At 63.7% G+C, this 18,599-nt stretch carries 23 protein-coding genes, 1 tRNA gene and 1 pseudogene; 10 read left to right on the top strand and 15 right to left on the bottom strand.

The genetic code is table 11. The features are described from left to right. Positions 1–97: 97 nt before the first annotated feature. A complete protein-coding gene (locus K5658_RS13040) occupies positions 98–2,035 on the bottom strand; it encodes a LamG-like jellyroll fold domain-containing protein (protein ID WP_221063565.1) in 1,938 nt (645 codons plus the stop codon). 444 nt (positions 2,036–2,479) lie between these two features. Between K5658_RS13040 and K5658_RS13035 the strand changes: the two genes are divergently transcribed. The 8 genes from K5658_RS13035 to K5658_RS23575 all read left to right on the top strand — a co-directional run bounded on the left by K5658_RS13035 (position 2,480) and on the right by K5658_RS23575 (position 7,516). Next, the gene (locus K5658_RS13035; protein WP_221063564.1) at positions 2,480–3,136 is read left to right on the top strand and encodes a riboflavin synthase; all 657 of its coding nucleotides are present in this window, start codon (positions 2,480–2,482) and stop codon (positions 3,134–3,136) included. A gap of 78 nt (positions 3,137–3,214) precedes the next feature. Continuing rightward, on the top strand, positions 3,215–4,327 hold the full coding sequence (gene ribBA, locus K5658_RS13030) for a bifunctional 3,4-dihydroxy-2-butanone-4-phosphate synthase/GTP cyclohydrolase II (RefSeq protein ID WP_221063563.1): 1,113 nt from the start codon (positions 3,215–3,217) through the stop codon (positions 4,325–4,327). A gap of 60 nt (positions 4,328–4,387) precedes the next feature. Next, on the top strand, positions 4,388–4,867 hold the full coding sequence (gene ribH, locus K5658_RS13025) for a 6,7-dimethyl-8-ribityllumazine synthase (protein WP_085213172.1): 480 nt from the start codon (positions 4,388–4,390) through the stop codon (positions 4,865–4,867). Beyond that, complete coding sequence (gene nusB / locus K5658_RS13020) at positions 4,864–5,469, top strand: transcription antitermination factor NusB (RefSeq protein ID WP_221063562.1); 606 nt, start codon at positions 4,864–4,866, stop codon at positions 5,467–5,469. The genes ribH and nusB overlap by 4 nt, the downstream gene beginning before the upstream one ends. Beyond that, on the top strand, positions 5,469–6,431 hold the full coding sequence (gene thiL, locus K5658_RS13015) for a thiamine-phosphate kinase (protein WP_221063561.1): 963 nt from the start codon (positions 5,469–5,471) through the stop codon (positions 6,429–6,431). Before nusB ends, thiL begins: the two co-directional genes overlap by 1 nt. Then, positions 6,409–6,933 carry a phosphatidylglycerophosphatase A family protein gene (locus K5658_RS13010; RefSeq protein ID WP_221063560.1) on the top strand — a complete coding sequence of 175 codons (525 nt, stop codon included), beginning with the start codon at positions 6,409–6,411 and terminating at the stop codon, positions 6,931–6,933. The genes thiL and K5658_RS13010 overlap by 23 nt, the downstream gene beginning before the upstream one ends. A 76-nt stretch (positions 6,934–7,009) precedes the next feature. Beyond that, positions 7,010–7,086: transfer RNA gene (locus tag K5658_RS13005), tRNA-Met, on the top strand. A gap of 214 nt (positions 7,087–7,300) precedes the next feature. Continuing rightward, a complete protein-coding gene (locus tag K5658_RS23575; protein ID WP_246628441.1) occupies positions 7,301–7,516 on the top strand; it encodes a hypothetical protein in 216 nt (71 codons plus the stop codon). Positions 7,517–7,585: 69 nt separating this feature from the next. On the opposite strand, the pseudogene K5658_RS24190 reads toward K5658_RS23575, so the two are convergent. From K5658_RS24190 to K5658_RS12945, 10 genes and pseudogenes are all read right to left on the bottom strand, one after another. Next, positions 7,586–8,713, bottom strand: a pseudogene (locus K5658_RS24190) (recombinase family protein); the annotation flags it as partial. Between the two features lie 94 nt (positions 8,714–8,807). Further along, a complete protein-coding gene (locus K5658_RS12985) occupies positions 8,808–9,026 on the bottom strand; it encodes a hypothetical protein (protein WP_221063558.1) in 219 nt (72 codons plus the stop codon). Continuing rightward, complete coding sequence (locus K5658_RS12980; protein WP_221063557.1) at positions 9,023–9,904, bottom strand: DUF488 family protein; 882 nt, start codon at positions 9,902–9,904, stop codon at positions 9,023–9,025. The genes K5658_RS12985 and K5658_RS12980 overlap by 4 nt, the downstream gene beginning before the upstream one ends. Then, complete coding sequence (gene rdgC, locus K5658_RS12975; RefSeq protein ID WP_221063556.1) at positions 9,901–10,821, bottom strand: recombination-associated protein RdgC; 921 nt, start codon at positions 10,819–10,821, stop codon at positions 9,901–9,903. Before rdgC ends, K5658_RS12980 begins: the two co-directional genes overlap by 4 nt. 47 nt (positions 10,822–10,868) lie before the next feature. Further along, positions 10,869–12,077, bottom strand: a complete 1,209-nt coding sequence (locus tag K5658_RS12970; protein WP_221063555.1) for a hypothetical protein — start codon at positions 12,075–12,077, stop codon at positions 10,869–10,871. A gap of 126 nt (positions 12,078–12,203) precedes the next feature. After that, complete coding sequence (locus tag K5658_RS12965; RefSeq protein ID WP_221063554.1) at positions 12,204–13,880, bottom strand: DEAD/DEAH box helicase; 1,677 nt, start codon at positions 13,878–13,880, stop codon at positions 12,204–12,206. 75 nt (positions 13,881–13,955) lie between these two features. After that, on the bottom strand, positions 13,956–14,624 hold the full coding sequence (locus tag K5658_RS12960; RefSeq protein WP_221063553.1) for a DUF669 domain-containing protein: 669 nt from the start codon (positions 14,622–14,624) through the stop codon (positions 13,956–13,958). 93 nt (positions 14,625–14,717) lie between these two features. Continuing rightward, positions 14,718–15,551 (bottom strand): ATP-binding protein, encoded by an 834-nt coding sequence (locus tag K5658_RS12955; protein ID WP_221063552.1) that lies wholly within the window; start codon positions 15,549–15,551, stop codon positions 14,718–14,720. Then, entirely contained in the window at positions 15,548–15,757 is a 210-nt protein-coding gene (locus tag K5658_RS12950; protein ID WP_221063551.1) for a hypothetical protein, read from the bottom strand. The genes K5658_RS12955 and K5658_RS12950 overlap by 4 nt, the downstream gene beginning before the upstream one ends. 60 nt (positions 15,758–15,817) lie before the next feature. Beyond that, complete coding sequence (locus K5658_RS12945; RefSeq protein WP_221063550.1) at positions 15,818–16,294, bottom strand: hypothetical protein; 477 nt, start codon at positions 16,292–16,294, stop codon at positions 15,818–15,820. A 249-nt stretch (positions 16,295–16,543) separates the two neighbouring features. Between K5658_RS12945 and K5658_RS12940 the strand changes: the two genes are divergently transcribed. Next, the gene (locus K5658_RS12940) at positions 16,544–16,768 is read left to right on the top strand and encodes a DUF4197 domain-containing protein (RefSeq protein WP_221063549.1); all 225 of its coding nucleotides are present in this window, start codon (positions 16,544–16,546) and stop codon (positions 16,766–16,768) included. Beyond that, positions 16,765–16,971: a hypothetical protein gene (locus K5658_RS12935; protein WP_221063548.1), complete on the top strand. Its 207-nt coding sequence runs from the start codon at positions 16,765–16,767 to the stop codon at positions 16,969–16,971. Before K5658_RS12940 ends, K5658_RS12935 begins: the two co-directional genes overlap by 4 nt. Here K5658_RS12935 and K5658_RS12930 read toward each other — a convergent pair. From K5658_RS12930 to K5658_RS12915, 4 genes are all read right to left on the bottom strand, one after another. Continuing rightward, complete coding sequence (locus tag K5658_RS12930; protein ID WP_221063547.1) at positions 16,945–17,142, bottom strand: hypothetical protein; 198 nt, start codon at positions 17,140–17,142, stop codon at positions 16,945–16,947. The genes K5658_RS12935 and K5658_RS12930 overlap by 27 nt on opposite strands. Before the next feature lie 59 nt (positions 17,143–17,201). After that, positions 17,202–17,645, bottom strand: coding sequence for a hypothetical protein (locus tag K5658_RS12925; protein WP_221063546.1), 444 nt, complete (start codon positions 17,643–17,645; stop codon positions 17,202–17,204). A gap of 148 nt (positions 17,646–17,793) precedes the next feature. Continuing rightward, positions 17,794–17,994, bottom strand: a complete 201-nt coding sequence (locus tag K5658_RS24185) for an ECs_2282 family putative zinc-binding protein (protein WP_425515853.1) — start codon at positions 17,992–17,994, stop codon at positions 17,794–17,796. Positions 17,995–18,069: 75 nt separating this feature from the next. Beyond that, the gene (locus K5658_RS12915; RefSeq protein ID WP_221063544.1) at positions 18,070–18,453 is read right to left on the bottom strand and encodes a helix-turn-helix domain-containing protein; all 384 of its coding nucleotides are present in this window, start codon (positions 18,451–18,453) and stop codon (positions 18,070–18,072) included. Positions 18,454–18,599: the final 146 nt, after the last annotated feature.

The following is an 18,599-nucleotide window of genomic DNA, read 5'->3' as shown; positions in this document are numbered from 1 at the left end:
GGCCCTCCCTCCGCGATGGGCGCGGCTTCCCTTCCACGGATAAGCCCCGTGGCTTGGGATATCCCCGCGCCCGGAGCGGGCCGGACCCCATCCCCCATCAACGTCCCACCACATAAGCCGCCATCTTCCCATTCGGCCAGACCCGGCCCGTGGTCCAGGCCTCCGGCAGGGCGTTGAGGCCGGTGTCGGCGCAGGATTCCATCGGTATCGTGGTGGACGGCGATACCCGGAAGGCGAGATCGCCCTGGACACCGAGGACGGCGATCCAATAGGGCCGGCCCGCGCCGACCTGGGCGGCAGGCAGCGCGACCGTGTTCCAAGCCCCGGCCTGGGGCGTGTTCAAGCGGCCTTGCGCGAGCAACCTGCCCGGATGCCCGCCTTGATCGTCATAGACGCCCGCGACCAAGTCCGTCGCGGTCGAGCCCGCGTCCAGGTAGAGCCGGAGCGTGCCGAGGGTGCCGGTTTGCTTGGCGACCGTTTGGAAGGCTTCCGCCTCGCCTTGCGGATCGCTGTCGGAGAGGTCGAACAAGGCATTGTCGCCAAGCAACGGCGCGGGGACCGGGCTGGCAATCGGGGTTTTGGCGTCGCGGGCGATTTCCGCCGGGGACAGGGCGCGGTTGTAAATCCGTAGCTCGTCCAGGATGCCCTGGAAAAAAGCCCCGTAGCCACCACCGGGCTGGCCGCCGATCAGCAATGCCCCGCCGGAAGTCAAGATCGGGCCGGACAGGGTCTGTGTGGACACGGCTTGGCCGTTGACGTATAGGGTTTCCTGCGCGCCATCATAGGTCATGGCCAGATGGGACCATTGCTGGGGGGGCAAGGGGGAGGTGCCCTCGGTCCGGAGTGGCCCGCCGCTTTGCTGGATGCCGCCTTCGGGATGGCCGGAGATATTGTTCGCCCGCAGCCAGTAGACCTTGCCGCCGCCGTTCGCCTTCACGGCCACGGTCTTGCTGCCGCTCATGGCGGTGGCCGGATAAACCCAGGCTTCCAGGGTCAGGGTGCCGTTCAAATCCAGCGAGGGGCTATCGCCGACGGTGACCCAGTTGTTGGCGCCGTTGAAGGACAAGGCTCCGCCGTAATGGCCTGCGGCGGTCCAGGTGGCCCCCGTGACCGCGCCAGGATTACCCTGCCCGGAGGCGTCCGCCGCCGTCGCGCCGCTGGTTTCGTCGAAGCCGTAGGCCGCCACCAAACCGCCGCCGCCGCTATTCCCGCTGGGCGCGGCGACTTGGATGTAGCCGGTTTTGGTGAGGGTCGCTACTCTGCCGACGGGGCCGCTGGTCTGGAGCGTCACGGTATAGGTGCCGGGCTGATAGGTGTGCTGCGGATTCCGTTCCATGCTGCCGGTGCCGTCGCCGAACTGCCAATTCCAGGCGGTCGCGCCGGTCGAGGCATCGCTGAAGCGCACGGTCAAAGGAGCCGTGCCCGAGGTCGGAGCGGCGCTGAAGGCGGCGGTCGACGGGGAGGCGACCGTGATCGTGCGCTGGGCGGTGCCGCTGCCGCCGTCGCTGGCCGTGACCTTCAGGGTCACGGTGTAGGTGCCGGGAGCCGCGTAGTTCTTGCTGACCGAGGCGGTGCTGGCGGTGGCGCCGTCCCCGAGGGCCCAGGCGCGTTGGACGATGTTGCCGATCGAGGTGTCCTGGAAGGTGAACGGGGTGCCGGTCGAACCCAGGGCGGAAGGCGGGTTTACCGAAAAACTGGCCACGGTGCCGGGGAGGGTGGCGCTGACCTCGTTGGAATAGGGGCTTTCCCCGCCGTTGGCATCGTAGGCGGTGACGGCGAAATAGTAGGTTTGGCCGGGATCGAGCGGGGCGGCGGTGGCCGTGGTGGCGTCGGCTTGCGCGGTGACCGCCAGTGGGGTGATACCGTAGTCCCGGCTATGGGTGCCGTAATAGAGTTTGTAGCCCGAGGCACCGGGGACCGCGTCCCAACTCAGGATGGTTTGGGCTGCCGAGGCCGGGTCGCTGCCGGATAGGAGGCCGGGCAGGATGAATAACGCGCGGGGAAAAACAAGTGGATGGCTGAGGGCGTGTCGCATCGGTGGGTTTCCATAATAGGGGCGCGGATAGGACGCTATCCGCGGGGCTTTCCTTGGTGCTGGACGGATCGGAAAATCACAGGCCGGGCGGGAAGGACCGGCCCGGAGCGGGATTTTTGTATCCGCCCCCTGATGAATGAGCCGGAAGGTTTCCGGCATAGGCCGTTATCAGCAAAGCCGGTGCCAGCGTCGGCTTATCCCCGCCCGGAAGCCCCGTAGCCCTGTGTTGATGGGGCGGGCCTTTAGCCCATGGCGACGGCGGACCGGACCTGGGCGTTGCCTCCGGGCGACAGCGGGCCGGGATGGCGCCGCCTGCGGAGGACCGGGCCAGACCGTTGCGGCCATGGAGCGGCGGGCCGGACGGACGACACACCCTTCCCCGATTCCGCGGCATAATCGCCCATCCTTATCCGGCCCACTCCCTTCGTTATCGAGGAAATCCCCATGTTCACCGGCATCATCCTGGCGGTAGGCACCCTGTCCCGCATCGAATCCAAGGGCGGCGATTGCCGCCTCACTATCGACACCGGCAAGCTGCCCCTGGCCGACGTGAAGCTCGGCGACAGTATCGCCGTCAGCGGCGTGTGCCTGACCGCCGTCGAACTCGGCCCCCGCCATTTCTGCGCCGATGTATCGAGGGAAACCCTGTCCCGCACCACCCTGGGCGCGGCCAAAACCGGCGCGCAGGTCAACCTAGAATTGGCCTTGCTCCCGACCACGCGGCTGGGCGGGCATTTGGTCAGCGGCCATGTCGATGGTGTGGGCGTGGTGGTGGACAAACGCGCCGACGCCCGTTCGGTGCGCTTCACCCTCGAAGCGCCCGCGCCGCTCGCCAAATACATCGCCGAAAAAGGCTCGGTCTGCGTCGATGGCATCAGCCTCACCGTCAACGAGGTGGACGGGGCGCGGTTCGGCCTCAATATCGTGCCGCACACCCTCCAGGAAACCACGCTGGGCGGTACCGAGGTCGGGCGGCGGGTCAATCTGGAAGTCGATATCCTGGCCCGTTATACCGAGCGCCTCCTGCTGGGCGACAAGGCGGCGGAGGGCGGTTCCGGCGTGACCTTGGAATTGCTGCGGACTTCGGGTTTCGTGGCCTGAGCCGAGGTTTCCGCCCCGCGGGCCCGACCGGCCCCCGGATGGTGTAAGCTACCGCCCCCCATTCCAGCGACGACGGCAATGAACACCAGCGAAGAAATCATCGAGGATATCCGCCAGGGCAAGATGGTGGTCCTCATGGACGACGAGGACCGCGAGAACGAGGGCGATTTGGTGATGGCGGCGGTCCATACCCGGCCCGAGGACATCAATTTCATGGCCCGCTACGGTCGCGGCCTGATCTGCCTGACCCTGACCCGCGAGCGTTGCCAGCAGCTCCGCCTGCCCTTGATGGTCAACGAGAACAAAACCCCGCATTCCACCAATTTCACCGTGTCCATCGAGGCCGCGACCGGGGTCACCACCGGCATCTCGGCGGCGGACCGCGCCCGCACCGTCCAATGCGCCGTGTCGGCCTACGCCAAGCCGGACGATCTGGTCCAGCCCGGCCATGTGTTCCCGCTCATGGCCCAGCCGGGCGGCGTCCTCAACCGGGCCGGCCACACCGAGGCCGGTTGCGACCTGGCGCGGCTGGCCGGCTTGGAAGCCGCCGCCGTGATCGTCGAAATCCTCAACGAGGACGGCAGCATGGCCCGCCGCGCCGACCTCGAACAGTTCGCCGAACTGCACGGGCTCAAGATCGGCACCATCGCCGACCTGATCCATTACCGCATACAGAACGAAAAGACCGTGGAGCGCATCTGCGAATGCGAATTCCCCACCGAGTACGCCAAGTTCCGCCTCTACGCCTATCAAGACCAAGTGGACCAGCGCCTGCATCTGGCCCTGACCCTGGGCCAGGTGTCGGGACCGGAGCCGGTGCTGGTGCGGGTGCATGGGCGTAACCTGCTGCGGGATTTACTCTGCGGCCGCCGCGGCGATGGCGGGCTGACCCTGAAGCGCGCCATGCAGCGCCTCGCCGAGGAAGGCCGGGGCGTCCTGGTGGTGATCCGCCGCGAAGAGGACGACAAATCCCTGGTCGAGCGCATCCACCATTACCAGATGCAAGACCATGGCATCGCCATCGCCCCGCCCGAGGAGCATTCCGAGGACTGGCGCACCACCGGCACCGGGGCGCAAATCCTGGCCGATTTGGGCGTGCGGAAGCTGCGGGTGCTGGGCAGTTCGCCCAAGAAATACCTGGGGCTGTCGGGCTACGGACTCGAAGTGGTCGAGTACGTCGCCGCGGAATAGGGCGCGGTGCCCGCCCTCCATAACCATTTCCCCAAGATTCACGACCCAAGGAAAACTCCCATGAACGACATCAAAACCTACGAAGGCCAACTCCTCATCCACGGCGCGAAATTCTGCATCGTGGCCTCGCGCTTCAATAGCTTCATCGTCGATCAACTGGTCGGCGGCGCGGTGGACGCCTTGCTGCGCCACGGGGCCAAGCACGCCGATATCGATCTGGTCAAAGCTCCCGGTGCCTATGAATTGCCGCTGGCGGTGCAGAAGGTCGCCGAAACCGGGCGCTACCACGCCATCGTCGCCGTGGGCGCGGTGATCCGGGGTTCGACCCCGCATTTCGACTACGTGGCGGGCGAATGCGTGAAGGGCATGGCGACCGTGTCCCTCAAGCACGGCCTGCCGGTGGCCTTCGGCGTCCTGACCGTGGACACCATCGAACAGGCCATCGAGCGGGCCGGCACCAAGGCCGGCAACAAAGGGGCCGAGGCGGCGCTGTCCGCCGTGGAAATGGTCAACCTGCTGCGCGAGATCGACGCCGGATGAGCAACCCACGCACCCTGGCCCGGCGCTGCGCTACCCAGGCCTTGTATCAATGGCAGATGGCCCAGGGCAATCTGGCCGACATCGAGGCGCAATTCCTGGAGGAACTGGCGGTGGCGCGGGAGTTGTCGCGCCGTTTCCACGCCGGGCAGGTCTTGACCGTGGCCGAACGCGACACGCTGGAAGAGTCCTTGGAAAAATATTGCCGCTCCCGGCCCGAGGAAGAAGGCGAGGGCGACGCCCTGGAATCCATCGCCCTGGAAGCCCTGCTGCCCCAGTGCTGCGCCCCGGATATCCATGAAGGCTATTTCAAGGAATTGCTGCACGAGGTGCCGGCCCGGATCGATGTCATCGACGCCGCGATAGGCGAATTCTCCGACCGCCCGGTCCACGAGCTCGGCCCGGTGGAACGGGCCATCTTGCGGCTGGGCGCGTATGAGCTGATGTTCAAGCCCGAATTGCCCTACCGGGTGGCGGTCAACGAAGGCATCAACCTCGCCAAGCAATTCGGGGCCAGCCAGAGCCACAAATTCGTGAACGGCCTGATGGACAAGCTGGCCCGTAAGCATCGGGCGGCGGAATTCGGTCGCCGGGTGCAACGCTAGTGGCCTTGGGCGAATTCGACCTGATCCGGCGTTTTTTCACCCGCCAGCCGGTCCGCCACGCGAGTACGGCGCTGGGCGTCGGCGACGATTGCGCCTTGCTGCGCTGCGCGGCGGGCGCGGAACTGGCGGTGACGGTGGATACCCTGGTGTCCGGGGTGCATTTCCTGCCGGAGGTCGAACCGGACAGCCTGGGTCACAAGGCGCTGGCGGTGAACCTCAGCGATTTGGCGGCGATGGGCGCGGAACCGCGCTGGGCCACCCTGGCCCTGACCTTGCCGGGGATTGACGAGGGGTGGCTGGCGGCGTTCGCGCGCGGTTTGTTCGCCCTGGCCGAACGGCATGGCGTCGAGATCGTCGGCGGCGACACCACCCGTGGACCGTTGTCCATCACGATCCAGGCCATGGGTTGGGTGCCGGAAGGGCGGGCCTTGCGCCGCTCCGGGGCGCGGCCCGGCGATGGCGTCTATGTGAGCGGACCTATCGGCTCGGCGGGATTGGGCCTCAAACAGCGCCTGGGCCAGACCGAGTTCCAAGACGCCGCGGCCCTGGCCCGGTTGGAACGGCCCGAACCACGGGTCGCGCTGGGCCTCCAACTGCGCGGGCTGGCTTCGGCCTGCATCGACGTCTCCGATGGACTCGCCGCCGACCTGGGCCATATCCTCGCGGCCAGCAATGTGGGCGCGACGCTCGACTGCGCCGCCCTGCCGTTGGCCGACGGGGTGGCGCGCTATATCGCCACGACTGGAGATTGGGCCATGCCCTTGGGCGCGGGCGACGATTACGAATTGTGCTTCACCGTCCCGGAGGACAGGCGGGACGAGCTGGCGCGGCGTCTGGCCGGGGCCGGCCTGGCCGCGTTCCCCATCGGGCGCATCGAAGCGGAACCGGGCTTGCGGCTCCTGAAGGAGGGCCGCCTTATCGATCTGAACCCAAGTGGCTATGAACATTTCTCCCGGACCTAGCACCCCCAAGGCCAAATCTCGCCTACGTATCCCGGCCCGGCAGGTGTTCGGCGATCCTTATTGCTTCCTAGCGTTCGGCTTCGGTTCGGGACTGGCCCCGGTCGCGCCCGGAACCTTCGGCACCTTGGCGGCGGTTCCGGTCTACGCGCTGGTGGCGGGCTTGGCGTTCCCGGCCTATGCGGGGCTGGTGCTGGGCTTGTTCGCGGCGGGCGTGCCGATTTGTCAGCGTTGCGAGCGGCGCTTGGGGATACACGATCATTCCGGCATCGTCTGGGACGAGATCGTGGGTTTTTTGATTACGATGGGCGGGGTACCGTTTTCATGGCCGGCGGTGGTGTTGGGTTTCGCGCTGTTCCGGTTGTTCGATGTGCTGAAACCCTGGCCGATTTCGCGGCTGGACCGGGAAGTGGCGGGCGGGTTCGGGGTGATGCTGGACGATGCGCTGGCCGGGGTGTTCGCGGCTGGCGGCTTGCACCTGCTATTGCCCTACGTAAACGCTTGAAGTGGAAGGATTTAGCGGATTTGTAAAATAAGGCTTGCTTAATTCCGAAGGGTTCTGGTATAGTATATGCAGTTGACGCGGGGTGGAGCAGTCTGGTAGCTCGTCGGGCTCATAACCCGAAGGTCGTAGGTTCAAATCCTGCCCCCGCTACCATTACCAGAGTAAGGCCGGACGCTAATTGGAGCGCTCCGGCCTTTTCTATTATGGCTTCCAGGCAATCCTTGCCTTGCCGTATTTCGATCCTGTCCCCCACCAAATCCCTGATCCTCTCGCGGGCCATGTCCACATCGCCCGCCGTCAGCGCGACCGCCATGTTGCCCAGGACTTCCTTGTACACGTCCACTGCCCTTGGCAGGAAATCCGGGATATGGGCCGCTTGGTCGGCCAATGCCTGGGTGGATGCGATCCTCGCCAGAATTTCGGCGCGTTGGGCTTCGGCGGCTTCGAGGGCGGATTGCAGGGCGGGGGAGAACGTCCCGGCGGCGATTGCGTTCACGATATTGCCGATCTTGCGTTCCAGCTCGGAAAGCGCGGCTTGATCCTGCCCGGTCGATCCGATGGCTTGTTCGGCGGCGGCTTGTAGCAACTGGCGGGCCTTGCGGGCGAACACCTCGAAACCTTCCTGGGTTGGAATGTCCTGGCGGATGTGTTCCAGCAACCGGTCTTCGACGATTTTCCGCCGGACCGACCTTGCCGTCCGGCATACCGCGCTGCCGCGGTATTTGTGGCCGGAACAACCGTAGTAGCCATTCCCCACGGTCACGAACGGATGGCCGCATTCGGCGCAGAACAGCAGGCCGCTGAACAGGTGGCGTACCGATGCTCCCCCTTGCCGCCGTGCCTGGATTCCCGCGCTGATGGCCGCGCCCCGCGCCTCGTTCCGTGCCAGCCGGGCCTGGACTTTCCGCCACAGGGCGTCCGGCACGATCCGCAGTTCCGGCATGTCCACCTCGACCAAGTCGGCGGTTGAACGCTCCCTGCGCTTCCGTTTGCGGGTATCCGGGTCGTGGACCCATTCCGACCGGTTCCAGGTATAGCGCCCCGCATAGATGGGGTTCCGCAGGATGCCGGTCGTTTTGCCGGGGCTGCCATAGATCGCGCTGCTGGCCCAGGTGCCGCCCCGTGGCGACGGTACGCCCTTGGCGTTGAGTATCGCGGCGATTTTTCCCGGCGACCATCCGGCGGCGTACCGCTCATAAATCCACCGTATCCACTCGCCCTGGTCAGGGTCGATTTCCCGCCTCACCGCGACCACCAGAGGACGGCCCAGGTGGTCGGTGCGTGTGGTGTCCTCGACCGGGACATGCCGGTAGCCGTAGCACCTTCCTCCAGCGTTGTTGCCGCGCCGGGCTTGCCCTTCGAGGCCGCGCCGGGTCTTTTCGCGCAGGTCGTCCAGATAAACCTCGTTCAGCAGCGACCGCACGCCCCGGTGGATTTTCCGGGCCGCGCTGCGGCTGTCGTAGCCGTCCGAGACGCCGACGATCACCACCCCGGCATGTTCCAAGCGGCGGATGGCCCGCTCGGCCTCTACCTGATCCCGCGACAGCCGGGACAGGTCGTCCACCAGCAGCGCCCCGAACTTGCCTGCCAAAGCATCGGCCAGCATGGCTTGATAACCGGCGCGGGCGACCTTGCTGCCGGAAATGGCGCGGTCCTCGTACCGCGCCACGATGGACCACCCCTCTATTTCGGCACGGCGCGCGCAGTTACGCCCCTGGTCCTCGATGGAGGTTTCGCGCTGGCGATCCGAGCTATAGCGGGCGTAGATGGCGGCAAGCATGAGGGCAAATCCTGTTGTTGGTTATGGCGGCTGGATAGATATTGCCTCACGGCGTTCTCGGCCAGCAATTCTATTAAGGCGGCTTGGGCCGGGGTCATGCCACGTCTCCCAGCAATCCAAATTCCACCCGCTCGACGCTGACCTTCCCCGGCAGGACAAACCCGGATGGATAGACCGTGGGGCGCGCATGCCGCCGGATCAGGAGGGTCCGGCACTGGCCGCACTCGAAATGATCGGTGGGCAGGTGGCGGGGCATGGCCGAAAGCGGGGTGTGGGCCCCGCAGGTGCAAGTCATGAAGGGTTCGGAGTTCATGCCATACGCTCCAACTCGATCTCACGGTAATTGGCCCGGACCAGGGCGGCGGCGATGGGGGCAAGGTCGGCCTCGCGCACCTCGAACAAGCCCAGCCGCCCTGTAAGCGGCAGGAACGGCAGGGGGCGGGGATCGGCCAGCACGAAGCCGAACCCGCCGCCGAACCAGGGCGATTCCGACCTGTCCACGCAATCCACGATGCGGGCCGCGCCGACGATGCCGCCGCGCTCCAAATCCTCATGGCGGGGCACGTCGAGGCGCGGTGCCATGATGCCGATGTCGAGGCAAGCGCCCGTGTACTCGGCCTGGGTCAAGGTTTTCGCCGCATGGATCAGGACCGGGCCGCGATAATCGGTTTTCCAGGAGCGGTTCTCGATGTCCTTGCCGCCGTGGAGGATGGCCCAGGCCCAGGGCTGGCGGATGGAGAGGCATTTCCAGCCGGGCGAGGCCGAGACGGGCGGTTCCAGGTGTTCGATGCGGAGGGCGAAGCGGTCCCCTAACCGCTCGGCGGCGAGTTCGGCGACCACCTTGCGGTGGCAGGTCCGCACGTCCCGGCAGCCGCACAGCAGGACCACGGCGTCGATGCCCGGTTCCGCCAGGCGGGCCGCGAGGCTTTCGATGCCTTCCCCGGCGTCGGCCAGTTCGACCGGCCCGCCCCTATAGTTGAGGTTGCCGAGCGCCTTGATGTGGACGTACCGGCGCGGGCCGAAATGGGCGGACAGGGCGTCGCGGCCCCATCCCGGCTTGCGGCTGAACGGCACCAGCCGGGTATCGACCAGGACGGCGTGCCGTTCCCGCATCGCGGCGTCCAGGGCTTCCACCGTCCAGCCCGCGCCGTAACCGGCGGTGTAGAGGGTTTTCCCGGTATCTGCGCTCATTTAACCCCCTCCACATTCGCCCCCCCGAACATCCCCGCCAGCGCCGGAAGGAACTCCGCCAGTTCCAGCGCCATTACCGCGAAATCGGCATCGAACCGTTCCGCCGGATCGTCCGTGTCCACCTCCGCCGCCTTCTCTTGCACCAGGTCGAGGAACCGCAGGCGCTTGATGGTCAAGCTTTCGTCCAGCACCAGGCTGAGGCGATCCTGATAGGTCAGGGCCAATTTCACGGCTTCCTTCCCGGCCTCAAGGTGGTTCTGGATTTCCGGTGCGCCCAGGTCGTGATTGCGGCAGCGCACGGTGCCGCCATCCTCTTCCGGGGAACGCAATTCGGCATCGGTGTCCAGGGTGACGCCGGTGGGTGGCCCGTCCTCGCCCAGCCAGCTTGTCATCAAGACGCTGGGCCGTTGCATCGTGGCGAACGGCACGATGGGCAGGCTGCCCAGGCATTGCCGCAACAGGCCGGTGAGCTCGTCGGCCTTCTTGGCGCTGGCGCTGTCCACCACCAACCACCCGCCCTTGGGATCGATGTAGGCGTAGGCCCGCTTGCTGTGGACGAAGGCCCGCGGCAGCAAGTCCTGCATCACCTCGTCGCGCAGCGCGTCCTTCTCCTTGCGCCGCACCGGGGTTCCACGCCGGGATTCGATCTCTTCCACCCGGTCGGCCAGCACCTCGTTCACCACGCTGGCCGGAAGGATCTTTTCCTCCCGGCGCAGGCAGACCATCAGGAAACCGTTGGTGGCGTGGACCAGGGGCGCGGAATCACCTTTCCCCACGGGCGGAACCCATCCGATATGGGAGAGTTCCAGGCTTCCGCAGCCTTGGAAACGGCGCTGTTGGAGGCGCTCTTCAAGGTCGGCAAGATTTGGGGATAAGGATTCGGTGAACAGAAATAACAGGAGGTTTTTGAAGAACATAGTGGGTTATCTCTTGAATTATTAGGACGGAATTCAGCAAGCGCCGGTTAGAACGGAATGTCGTCATCGTCATAATCATCCATCCCCCCGGCAGCCGACTTGGGTTCATCGACGATGACCGTTTCGCCCCCAATCGTGTATGCCCCCTGTTTAACCCCAGCCAACCCCGACCGCGCCTTGATCGATTCTTCGCATAGTCCATTGGCCACGACGTTGCCGCTCAGGGCGCATAATTCCTTGGAAGAAAACACGCCGGGATGCGTTTCGCCCACCATTTCCTCGGCGTTCCAGAACACGGTCCGGCCCACGCGGTACTCCACGCAATCGGGGTATTGCCGGACGACTTCCGCGAGTTCGGATAGCAGGGACGGCAGGTAGTTATGCCGGGGGCATCCGGCCCGCTGCTGGGAATAATCCAGGCGCGCGCCGGTCGCCGACGAGGTGGAATCGATCTGGCACAGCCAATCCCCGGAGGTGCCCTCGACCAGGGGAATGGCGAACCGGCAATTCCGGCAATGGGGACGGGGTAGTTCTATTCCCCAATAGATATGGGTGTTGTATTCCGGCTTGAAGGCCATGACGTCGTGCGGAACCCTGGACCGGGTTTCGTACATCGGGGCCGGGGGTTCTTCGGCCAGGACGATCCGCTCGGCGCGGGCCAGGCAGGCGCCGAACACGGTGTCGTCGAGCTTGATCCGTTCGGCGTGGACGGCCCCGGTGTCGCGGTCCTGGACGATGAACAGCGTCCGGTCGAGGCCCGCCGCCCCCATGTGGCATTGCACGTTCACCCAATACTCGGGGCGCCAGTTTTCGACGCCCCGCTTGATGGCCTCCTGGAAGGCCTTGTGGGAAACCCCCTTGATCTCCACCACATGCCAGGTCTTGGGGGCTTCCGGGAAACCCAGGCCCACCCCGTCCATCTTCCCGGCGAAATGCCCGCCCAGGAATGGGTGCTTGAACTGCTTGCCGGTGTTCGGATCGCGGTCCAGGAATTCCAGGCCCTGGATTTTGGAAAGGGTCCCCGCGATGTCCTTTTCGATGGCGTTGCCCATCATCATGGTGCGGCGGCGATCCGGCACCGGGGCATCGACGAACGACCAGCGGAACTTCAGCCACAGCAGCCTGTCGTCGGCTTCGCCGATGGCGCCGAACCCGATGCCGCCGCCCATGAACCGCTCGCTTTCCAGCACCTCGTCCATGCGGTGGACCGTGGTATCGAGGATCAGGTTTTCTTCATCTTCGGGGGTATTGTTCATAGGGTGTCTTGCGTCCCAAAAGCAAAAGGTTACGGGGGGGAGATAGGGGCCGGGATGCAGCAGGCATACCTTGCCGTTTCCGTTGCGGATTTCGATATCGGAGGGTTTGGGGGAGGGTTTCATCCATTACGCCGCCTCCGCTTCCCGCCGATAATTCACCTTGGCGATGTCCTTCCATTTGGAAACCATATCCACCGTGATCGATTCCACGTCCTTGAACCCCACTTCGCCGCGCCGGATCCGCTGGACGGCATCCACCACATCGCGGGGTTCGGTGGGGGGCGTGGTCAATTCCTTCCATTGCCCGATGGATTTATCCCGCGCATAGCCTTCGTGTTCCAGGAAGAGGTTGATGCGGAAATACGACAGGTCGCTTTGGAACAGGATTTGTAGATAGGGTTTGCCGTTTTTGTTGGAAACGAGGGATTGATAGGAAATGCCATCGACCGGGAAGGTTTCCAGGCGCGGGCCGGTCGCCGTCAGGATGGCGGCCTGGGAGGCCACGGTGTTGAGGGTGGGGGCGGGCGGCGGGAAGGCCGTGCCGCAGGTCTTGCAATGGGTCGCGCCCGCCGGGTTGACGGCCCCGCATCCGGGGCAGGGCTTGAGCGGTGCGCCGCGCTCTTCCGGGTTCTTTTTCTGCGGGGCCGGACGGCCCTTGATGTCGTCCACCGGGCCGAGCAGGGCCGTGGTGTCGGTGAAGTCGAGCCACAGGCAGTCGGCCTTGCCGTTGCGGATGGATTCCTCGATGTCCTTGCCCGCGATGCGCATCCCCCTGCCGCAGATTTGCACGTACAGCACGGGGGATTTGGTGTTGCGGACCAGGGCGATCAAATCCAGGTCGGGCACGTCGAAGCCGGTGGTGAGGCAGGCGACGTTGCACAGCGCCTTGACGCGCCCGAGCTTGAAGCCCTTGATGAGGGCTTCCCGTTCGGCCTTGGGGGTCTTCTCGCTGACGACGGCGGACACGATGCCGCGCCGCTTGAACTCGGCGGCCATGTGTTCGGCGTGGGCCACGGTGACGCAGAACACCAGCCATTTCTTGCGGTCCCGGCCCTGTTCCACGATCTCGCCGACGATTTTTTCCGTGAGTTCGTCGCGGTCCAGGCGCTGGGCCAGCTCCGACACCACGTAGTCGCCGCTCGCCGTGCGGAGGCCGTCGCCGGAAACCTGGGTGGCGGTGGCGCCGATCACCAGGGGCGCGAGGAATCCTTTCTTGAGCAATTCCTTCATGCCCACGCTGGCCGCGATGTCGGTGAACAGGGCTTCGTCGCCCTCGGTGAGCCAGATGCCATTGCCCCGGAACGCCGTCCCGGTCCAGCCCACCACCCGCAGGTAGTGGTTGTTGGTTTTCAGCTTGCGGATGATTTCCCGGTACATCCCCGCGTCCTTGGGGTTGATGAGGTGGGCCTCGTCGCACAGGATCAGGTCGAAGAACCCGAGCTTTTCCGCCACCTTGACGATAGTGCCGGGCGTGCCGATCACCACGTCGTCCCGGTGGCTGTATTGCTTGCGCCCCAGGCTGGCGGACAGCACGCCTATCCCCAGGTCCGGGCACAGTTCCACCAGCTTCTCCAGGTTTTGCTCCGCCAATTCCTTGGACGGGACGATCACCAGGATCCGGCTCCTGTTGCGGGAATCCCATTCCACGGCCTCCTGGCACAGGGCGGCGATGAGGATCGATTTGCCCGCGCCCACGCAGGCCGAAACGATGGGGTTTCCCTCCGGGTTGTCGGCGAACCATTCGTAGAGCTTATCCAGCGCCCAACGCTGGTAGTCGCGTAGCGTTATTTTTTTCTGGGTCATATTTCCCTCCGATACCCCGCTCCCCGTGGCCCACGCCGGGGCATGGGCCACGGGCCGATGGTTTATCCGGTCAGGTTATGCGCGGCGTTCCCAGGGCTTGCCGCCGGTGGGGCGGGGCGGAATGGCGGCTTGGGCGGGCTGGGGCTGTGGACTGGGCGCGGCCTGGCGGGGGTCCTGGTATTGCGCCGGGGCCGGGCGTTGTTGCTGGGGAGCCGGGGCGGGCCGCTGCTGCGGGGGGACCGGCGCGGGGCGCTGTTGGGGGGCGGGGGCCGGCCGGCTGGATTGCTGGGGGGCGTATCCGCCGGAGGGCTCGAACTGGCGGATGCGGTTGCGGTCGCCGTACTGCGGGTCGCGGCTTTTTTCGACGATGACGTGGGCCGTGAATTCGCGGCCTTCCAGGGTCTTCAACAGCCCGGCGGTGAGGCGTTCGTTGCCGGTATAGCCGCACGCCTTCATCCATTGCTTGACCGCCTGTTCGGCGATCCGCTTGGTGGTGTCGTTGGTATGCTGCAAGCAGTAGTTCTCGAAAATCTTGCGGTTGTTGGAGCCGTCCACCACTTGGAAGGTGACGGCCACCATCTTGCCGTTGCGCGGGTCTTTGCCGTCCTTGACCGCCACCTCGACGGCTTGCATCCCATACTTACCGGCTGGCATGGGGCCATAGCCGCCCCCCGCGTTTTCATCGACATCGGCCATATTGGTGCCGAAATCGAAATCGTCTTCATATTCTGGATAGTTGCTCATGGTATCGACCTATTGGGTTGTGACCGTTTGACTGGATGACCGTTGGTTTCCCGCTGGGATAATCAAGGGGCGGCGGGTTCGCCCCGTTGATCCTTATGGCCCCGGTATGGGCGGCTCGGTGATGCCGATCAGGTGCCCGAAGGCGCGGAAGCTGTTTCCCGGCGGTTCGTCCGGCGGCACGATGACTTTGGGGGGCAGGGCGTAGCCGTTGAGGGTGCGGGCCTTCGCGTCGAAGGCGGCGCTGCGCTTGAAGTGGAGTTCGTGCTTGTCGAAGGATTTGCCGCGGGCCTTGCCCTGGATTTCGCCCTGGCGGTTTTCCTTGGCCATGAGCGCGGTGTCGTAGTTGTAGAAGGCCACCACGTCGCAGGCTTCCCGCAGCCGGGCGGCGTTCACCTCGTCGAGCTTGATCCGGTAGCGGTCGTATCCGGCGGCGGTGGTGGGGTCCTCGAACTTCTTCACCTCGCAATGCCCGATGACGATGATGTTCATGTCCCGGTAGGTGCGGAGGTAGGCAAGGAAATCCAGGAAGCGGACGAATTGCTCGCGCAGGGCCACCGTGCCCTTGCCGAACCCCCCGCGCACATCCTCCAGCGATTCCACCCGGAACTGTTCGCACAGGTCCTGCCGGATCATGGTTTCCGCCCAGTCGATGCTGTCCAGCACCACGGTATTGAACCCGTGCTCCTCCCTCAGCAAGACGTTGATGGCCTCCTCGAGCTCGGCCTTGTTTTCCGCGCCGGGGAACCGCGCCACGTCGAGTTCGCTGCTGCCGTCCTCGGCGTTGATGAAAATGGGATGGGGGGCGCCGGCGGCGAGCGTCGATTTGCCCACCCCGTCCACGCCGTAGAGCGCCATCATGAACGGCCTTTGGATCCTGCCGCTGGTGACGTTCGCCAGCGACATCTTCTTTTGTTGTGGTTGGGTCATGGTTTCCACCTTGGGGTGTGGTTCGGCTGCGCCATCTCCGGTTGCACCGGCCCGCGCGGGGCGTTGGCCTCGCACTCGATGGCCGCATAGGCGGCGCGGTGCGCCCGTTCGGCCCGCCGCTGCGCGAAATACTGTTCATCGACCAGGGTGCGGGCGCGGCCTTGGGCCAGGAGTTGGCGGAGCCTGACGTGCTTCATGGTTGGCATGTTGGGGTTCTCCGAAAAAATCCCGGCGGAACCCACGTCGCCGCCGGGGAAGGGAGGTTTTCAGGTGGGCGGGATAATGGTGTCCACCCCCGCCTTGGCCCGGATGAATGCCCGGAACGCTTCCGGCCGGCCCCGGAATGTGGCCCTCAGCGTCCGGTAGGCGTCATGGACGCGGCATTCCAAGTGGCCTGGGCGATGCGCCGCCCTCGCGGCCCGTTGGATGGCTTCGGGGAGGTTGGATAAATCCCATCCCAGCCGGGCCGCGCCGTGGGCCTGTTTGAACAGGACGCGGGAGGGGCTGGGCGTCCGGGCGGGAGCCGGTTCCGGCGCGGGCTTCATGGCCGCCAGCATCCGGCGATATTCCACCGCCTGGGCCATGCAGGATTCCCAGAAGTGCGTGCGGAATTTCGGATTGTTGCGGGCGAATTCCAGTCCGCAGACCGGCACGCCGCACGGCTGGCCGGTGCGGTAGGCACGGGCGGCGGCGATGTGCTTGCGGATGCTGGCAATCAGGTTCTGGCGGGTTGGGGTCGGCATGTTCTTTCTCCCGTTGTTGTGGTGCCGCCCCCGTGTCGATGCTGTCCGTTAGAAGTCGGTGTTTCGTGGCGGGGGGGCGGCTTGGGGAGAACTATACAATTAAAATTGTTTGATCGTCAACAATAAAAATTGTACACTGCCCTCACGCCCACAAAAAAGCCCGGACTGGCCGGGCTTGGGGCATGAAAAAGCCCGCTCGGGGCGGGCTGGTGTTGAGGTTGAAACGGGCGCTTGTCTTACGGAGGGATTATGCGAACACCGAACGAGAACGAGACATTACGGAAGGCTGGCATTAGCCAGGAGCAATGGGAAGCCCTCAAACTCATCGTGGAAGCCGTGAAAGGCATGAGCGTGACCGAGGCGCAAGGCATCCTTGGATACGCTGGGCGCATGTTGCCGTGGTTTTCAGTCACTCCCAAAGCCCTGGACGAGCAGGCGCTGCTTGGGCTTATCCAGGACGGGGTTGAGTTTTGAAGGAAGAAGCGATGGATGCAGATAAATATAGGGAGCGGCTACTGATCGCTACCCAAGATGTATTGAAGATATTGCGGGGCTTCACGCGGAGCGAAGCCGATAAGATCATGGGAACAGTTGCGGCAGTTCGGCCCTCGATAGAGGTTTTATCTGCCGATGTGCCGGATATAAAAACCCTAGATGCTTTCTTTGAGCACCTTTAGGGTGGCGCTGTAGATGTCTACTACCTTGCGGATTTCCAAATCCATGTTGTCATGTGAAATGCTTGTAACTTTCCCATCAAGTTCAGGGTTTGGGTGTTTGATTTTCGTTTTGGCGTAGATCGCAGCGGCTAGGGTCGCCGCGACGATTTCTTTGCTGTCTGTGTTCGGCATATGTAATTTTACCTGTGATTCTCAGTGTAAATAACTCTATGAAACACCGGCCAGCTTGTTTAGGCGCTTTTTTTGATCCATACCTTTTCTTGGCATCGCTGGCATATCATAAAAAGCGGTATCGGCATTGGCTGGAGTTTGGAAAGCTTTTTGTTTTCCACGCAATTATTACAAAGATAGTGTGGTGGCTCGTTGTTCTCCATTCCTGGCTTGAGTATATATACAAGCGCTCCTGTTGCGAGCGTATGCAATGTGTAGCGTTCGATTTGTCTTTGAAAATCGTCGATATCAGCTATGTATTTTTCAAGCGCGGAAATTCTATCGGAGAGCGCCTTTTGCTTCTCCAGGCTAGAGACCAAAGCTTGGTTGGATGAAACAAGCTTGCTTGTTATATCTGCAATAGCTGATTCTAATTCATTATAGTTTCTGAGCGATTTATTAGCGGCAAGCCATTCGGATATAACTTTTGCGCTTTGCAGCGCCGCGTTTATTTCTGTGTACATGTTTGCTGGGGTTATCTATGTACGAATTTGACTTGCCAGGGTGTAGATTGGAGAATTAATCATGCCGGATCAAATATCGGTAACGGTCAAGGTGGACATTTCAACCGTACAAGCGCAGATAAATGAATCCGTGGCCGCGCCGCAAGAATTACCGGAGATTCTTGAACGCCTTGGAAACAACATCTTGAACCTGTCGTTTGAGCCAGGAGTCGATATCGTGCTTGGAGAGCCTTCGGTTACAACGCTCGCAGACGGCTCCGTCGAGATCGTCCAGCCGATTGGGCTTGGCGGAGACCTTGAACGTCTGGCAACCGCATTGAGGGCAAGGGATTTTGGGGTTTTGGCCCATTGATGGCTATGCCTCGGCCTAAGATTTTGTCAACGTAAATAGGTCACTGAAAAAGTGCGGCGGGGTTGGCAGTATTTAGGCTGCCCGCTCCTGTGGTTCGGGGGATGATGGCGATGAGGCTATTTGCCTTTCCCGCCAGAGTTTTTCCTTCTCAGCGTCTTCCCAAACAGCCCGCCTCCCTTCCGGGTCGAGGGAGTCAACGATTTCCGCCACCTTGCGGGCCTCCGGCGACCACTCGCGCTCATCCAAGGGTTTCAGCCCCGCAAGCTGGTCCAGCGTGATGTTCCAGAAGCGTGCGAACGCCAGCATGTTATCGAGATGGACCGCCGTGTGATGGCCGTTCAGGATGCGGCTGATGCTGGACTGCGGCACGCCGGTTGCTTCGGAGAGCCGTGCTTGGGTGATGGGCTTCCCATCGACAATCGTGCGCGAGATCAGTAGCGCAATCACTTCCGGCATATTCATCCCCGCTTTAATAGGCGAATTCGCATGATAAGCCCGCGTAGCTCCGATTAGCGCAGCGTAATCGGAGGAATTGAAACCGTGCGATTACCAGGTCTCTTAGCAAGAGATGGCTTTCGCCGTACTTGTCAACGTAAATAGTT

The sequence above is a fragment of the Methylomagnum ishizawai genome, from assembly GCF_019670005.1.
Lineage (GTDB): Bacteria > Pseudomonadota > Gammaproteobacteria > Methylococcales > Methylococcaceae > Methylomagnum > Methylomagnum ishizawai.
The sequence above is the reverse complement of the archived record's forward strand: the minus strand, read 5'-3'. Positions and strand labels throughout refer to the sequence as shown.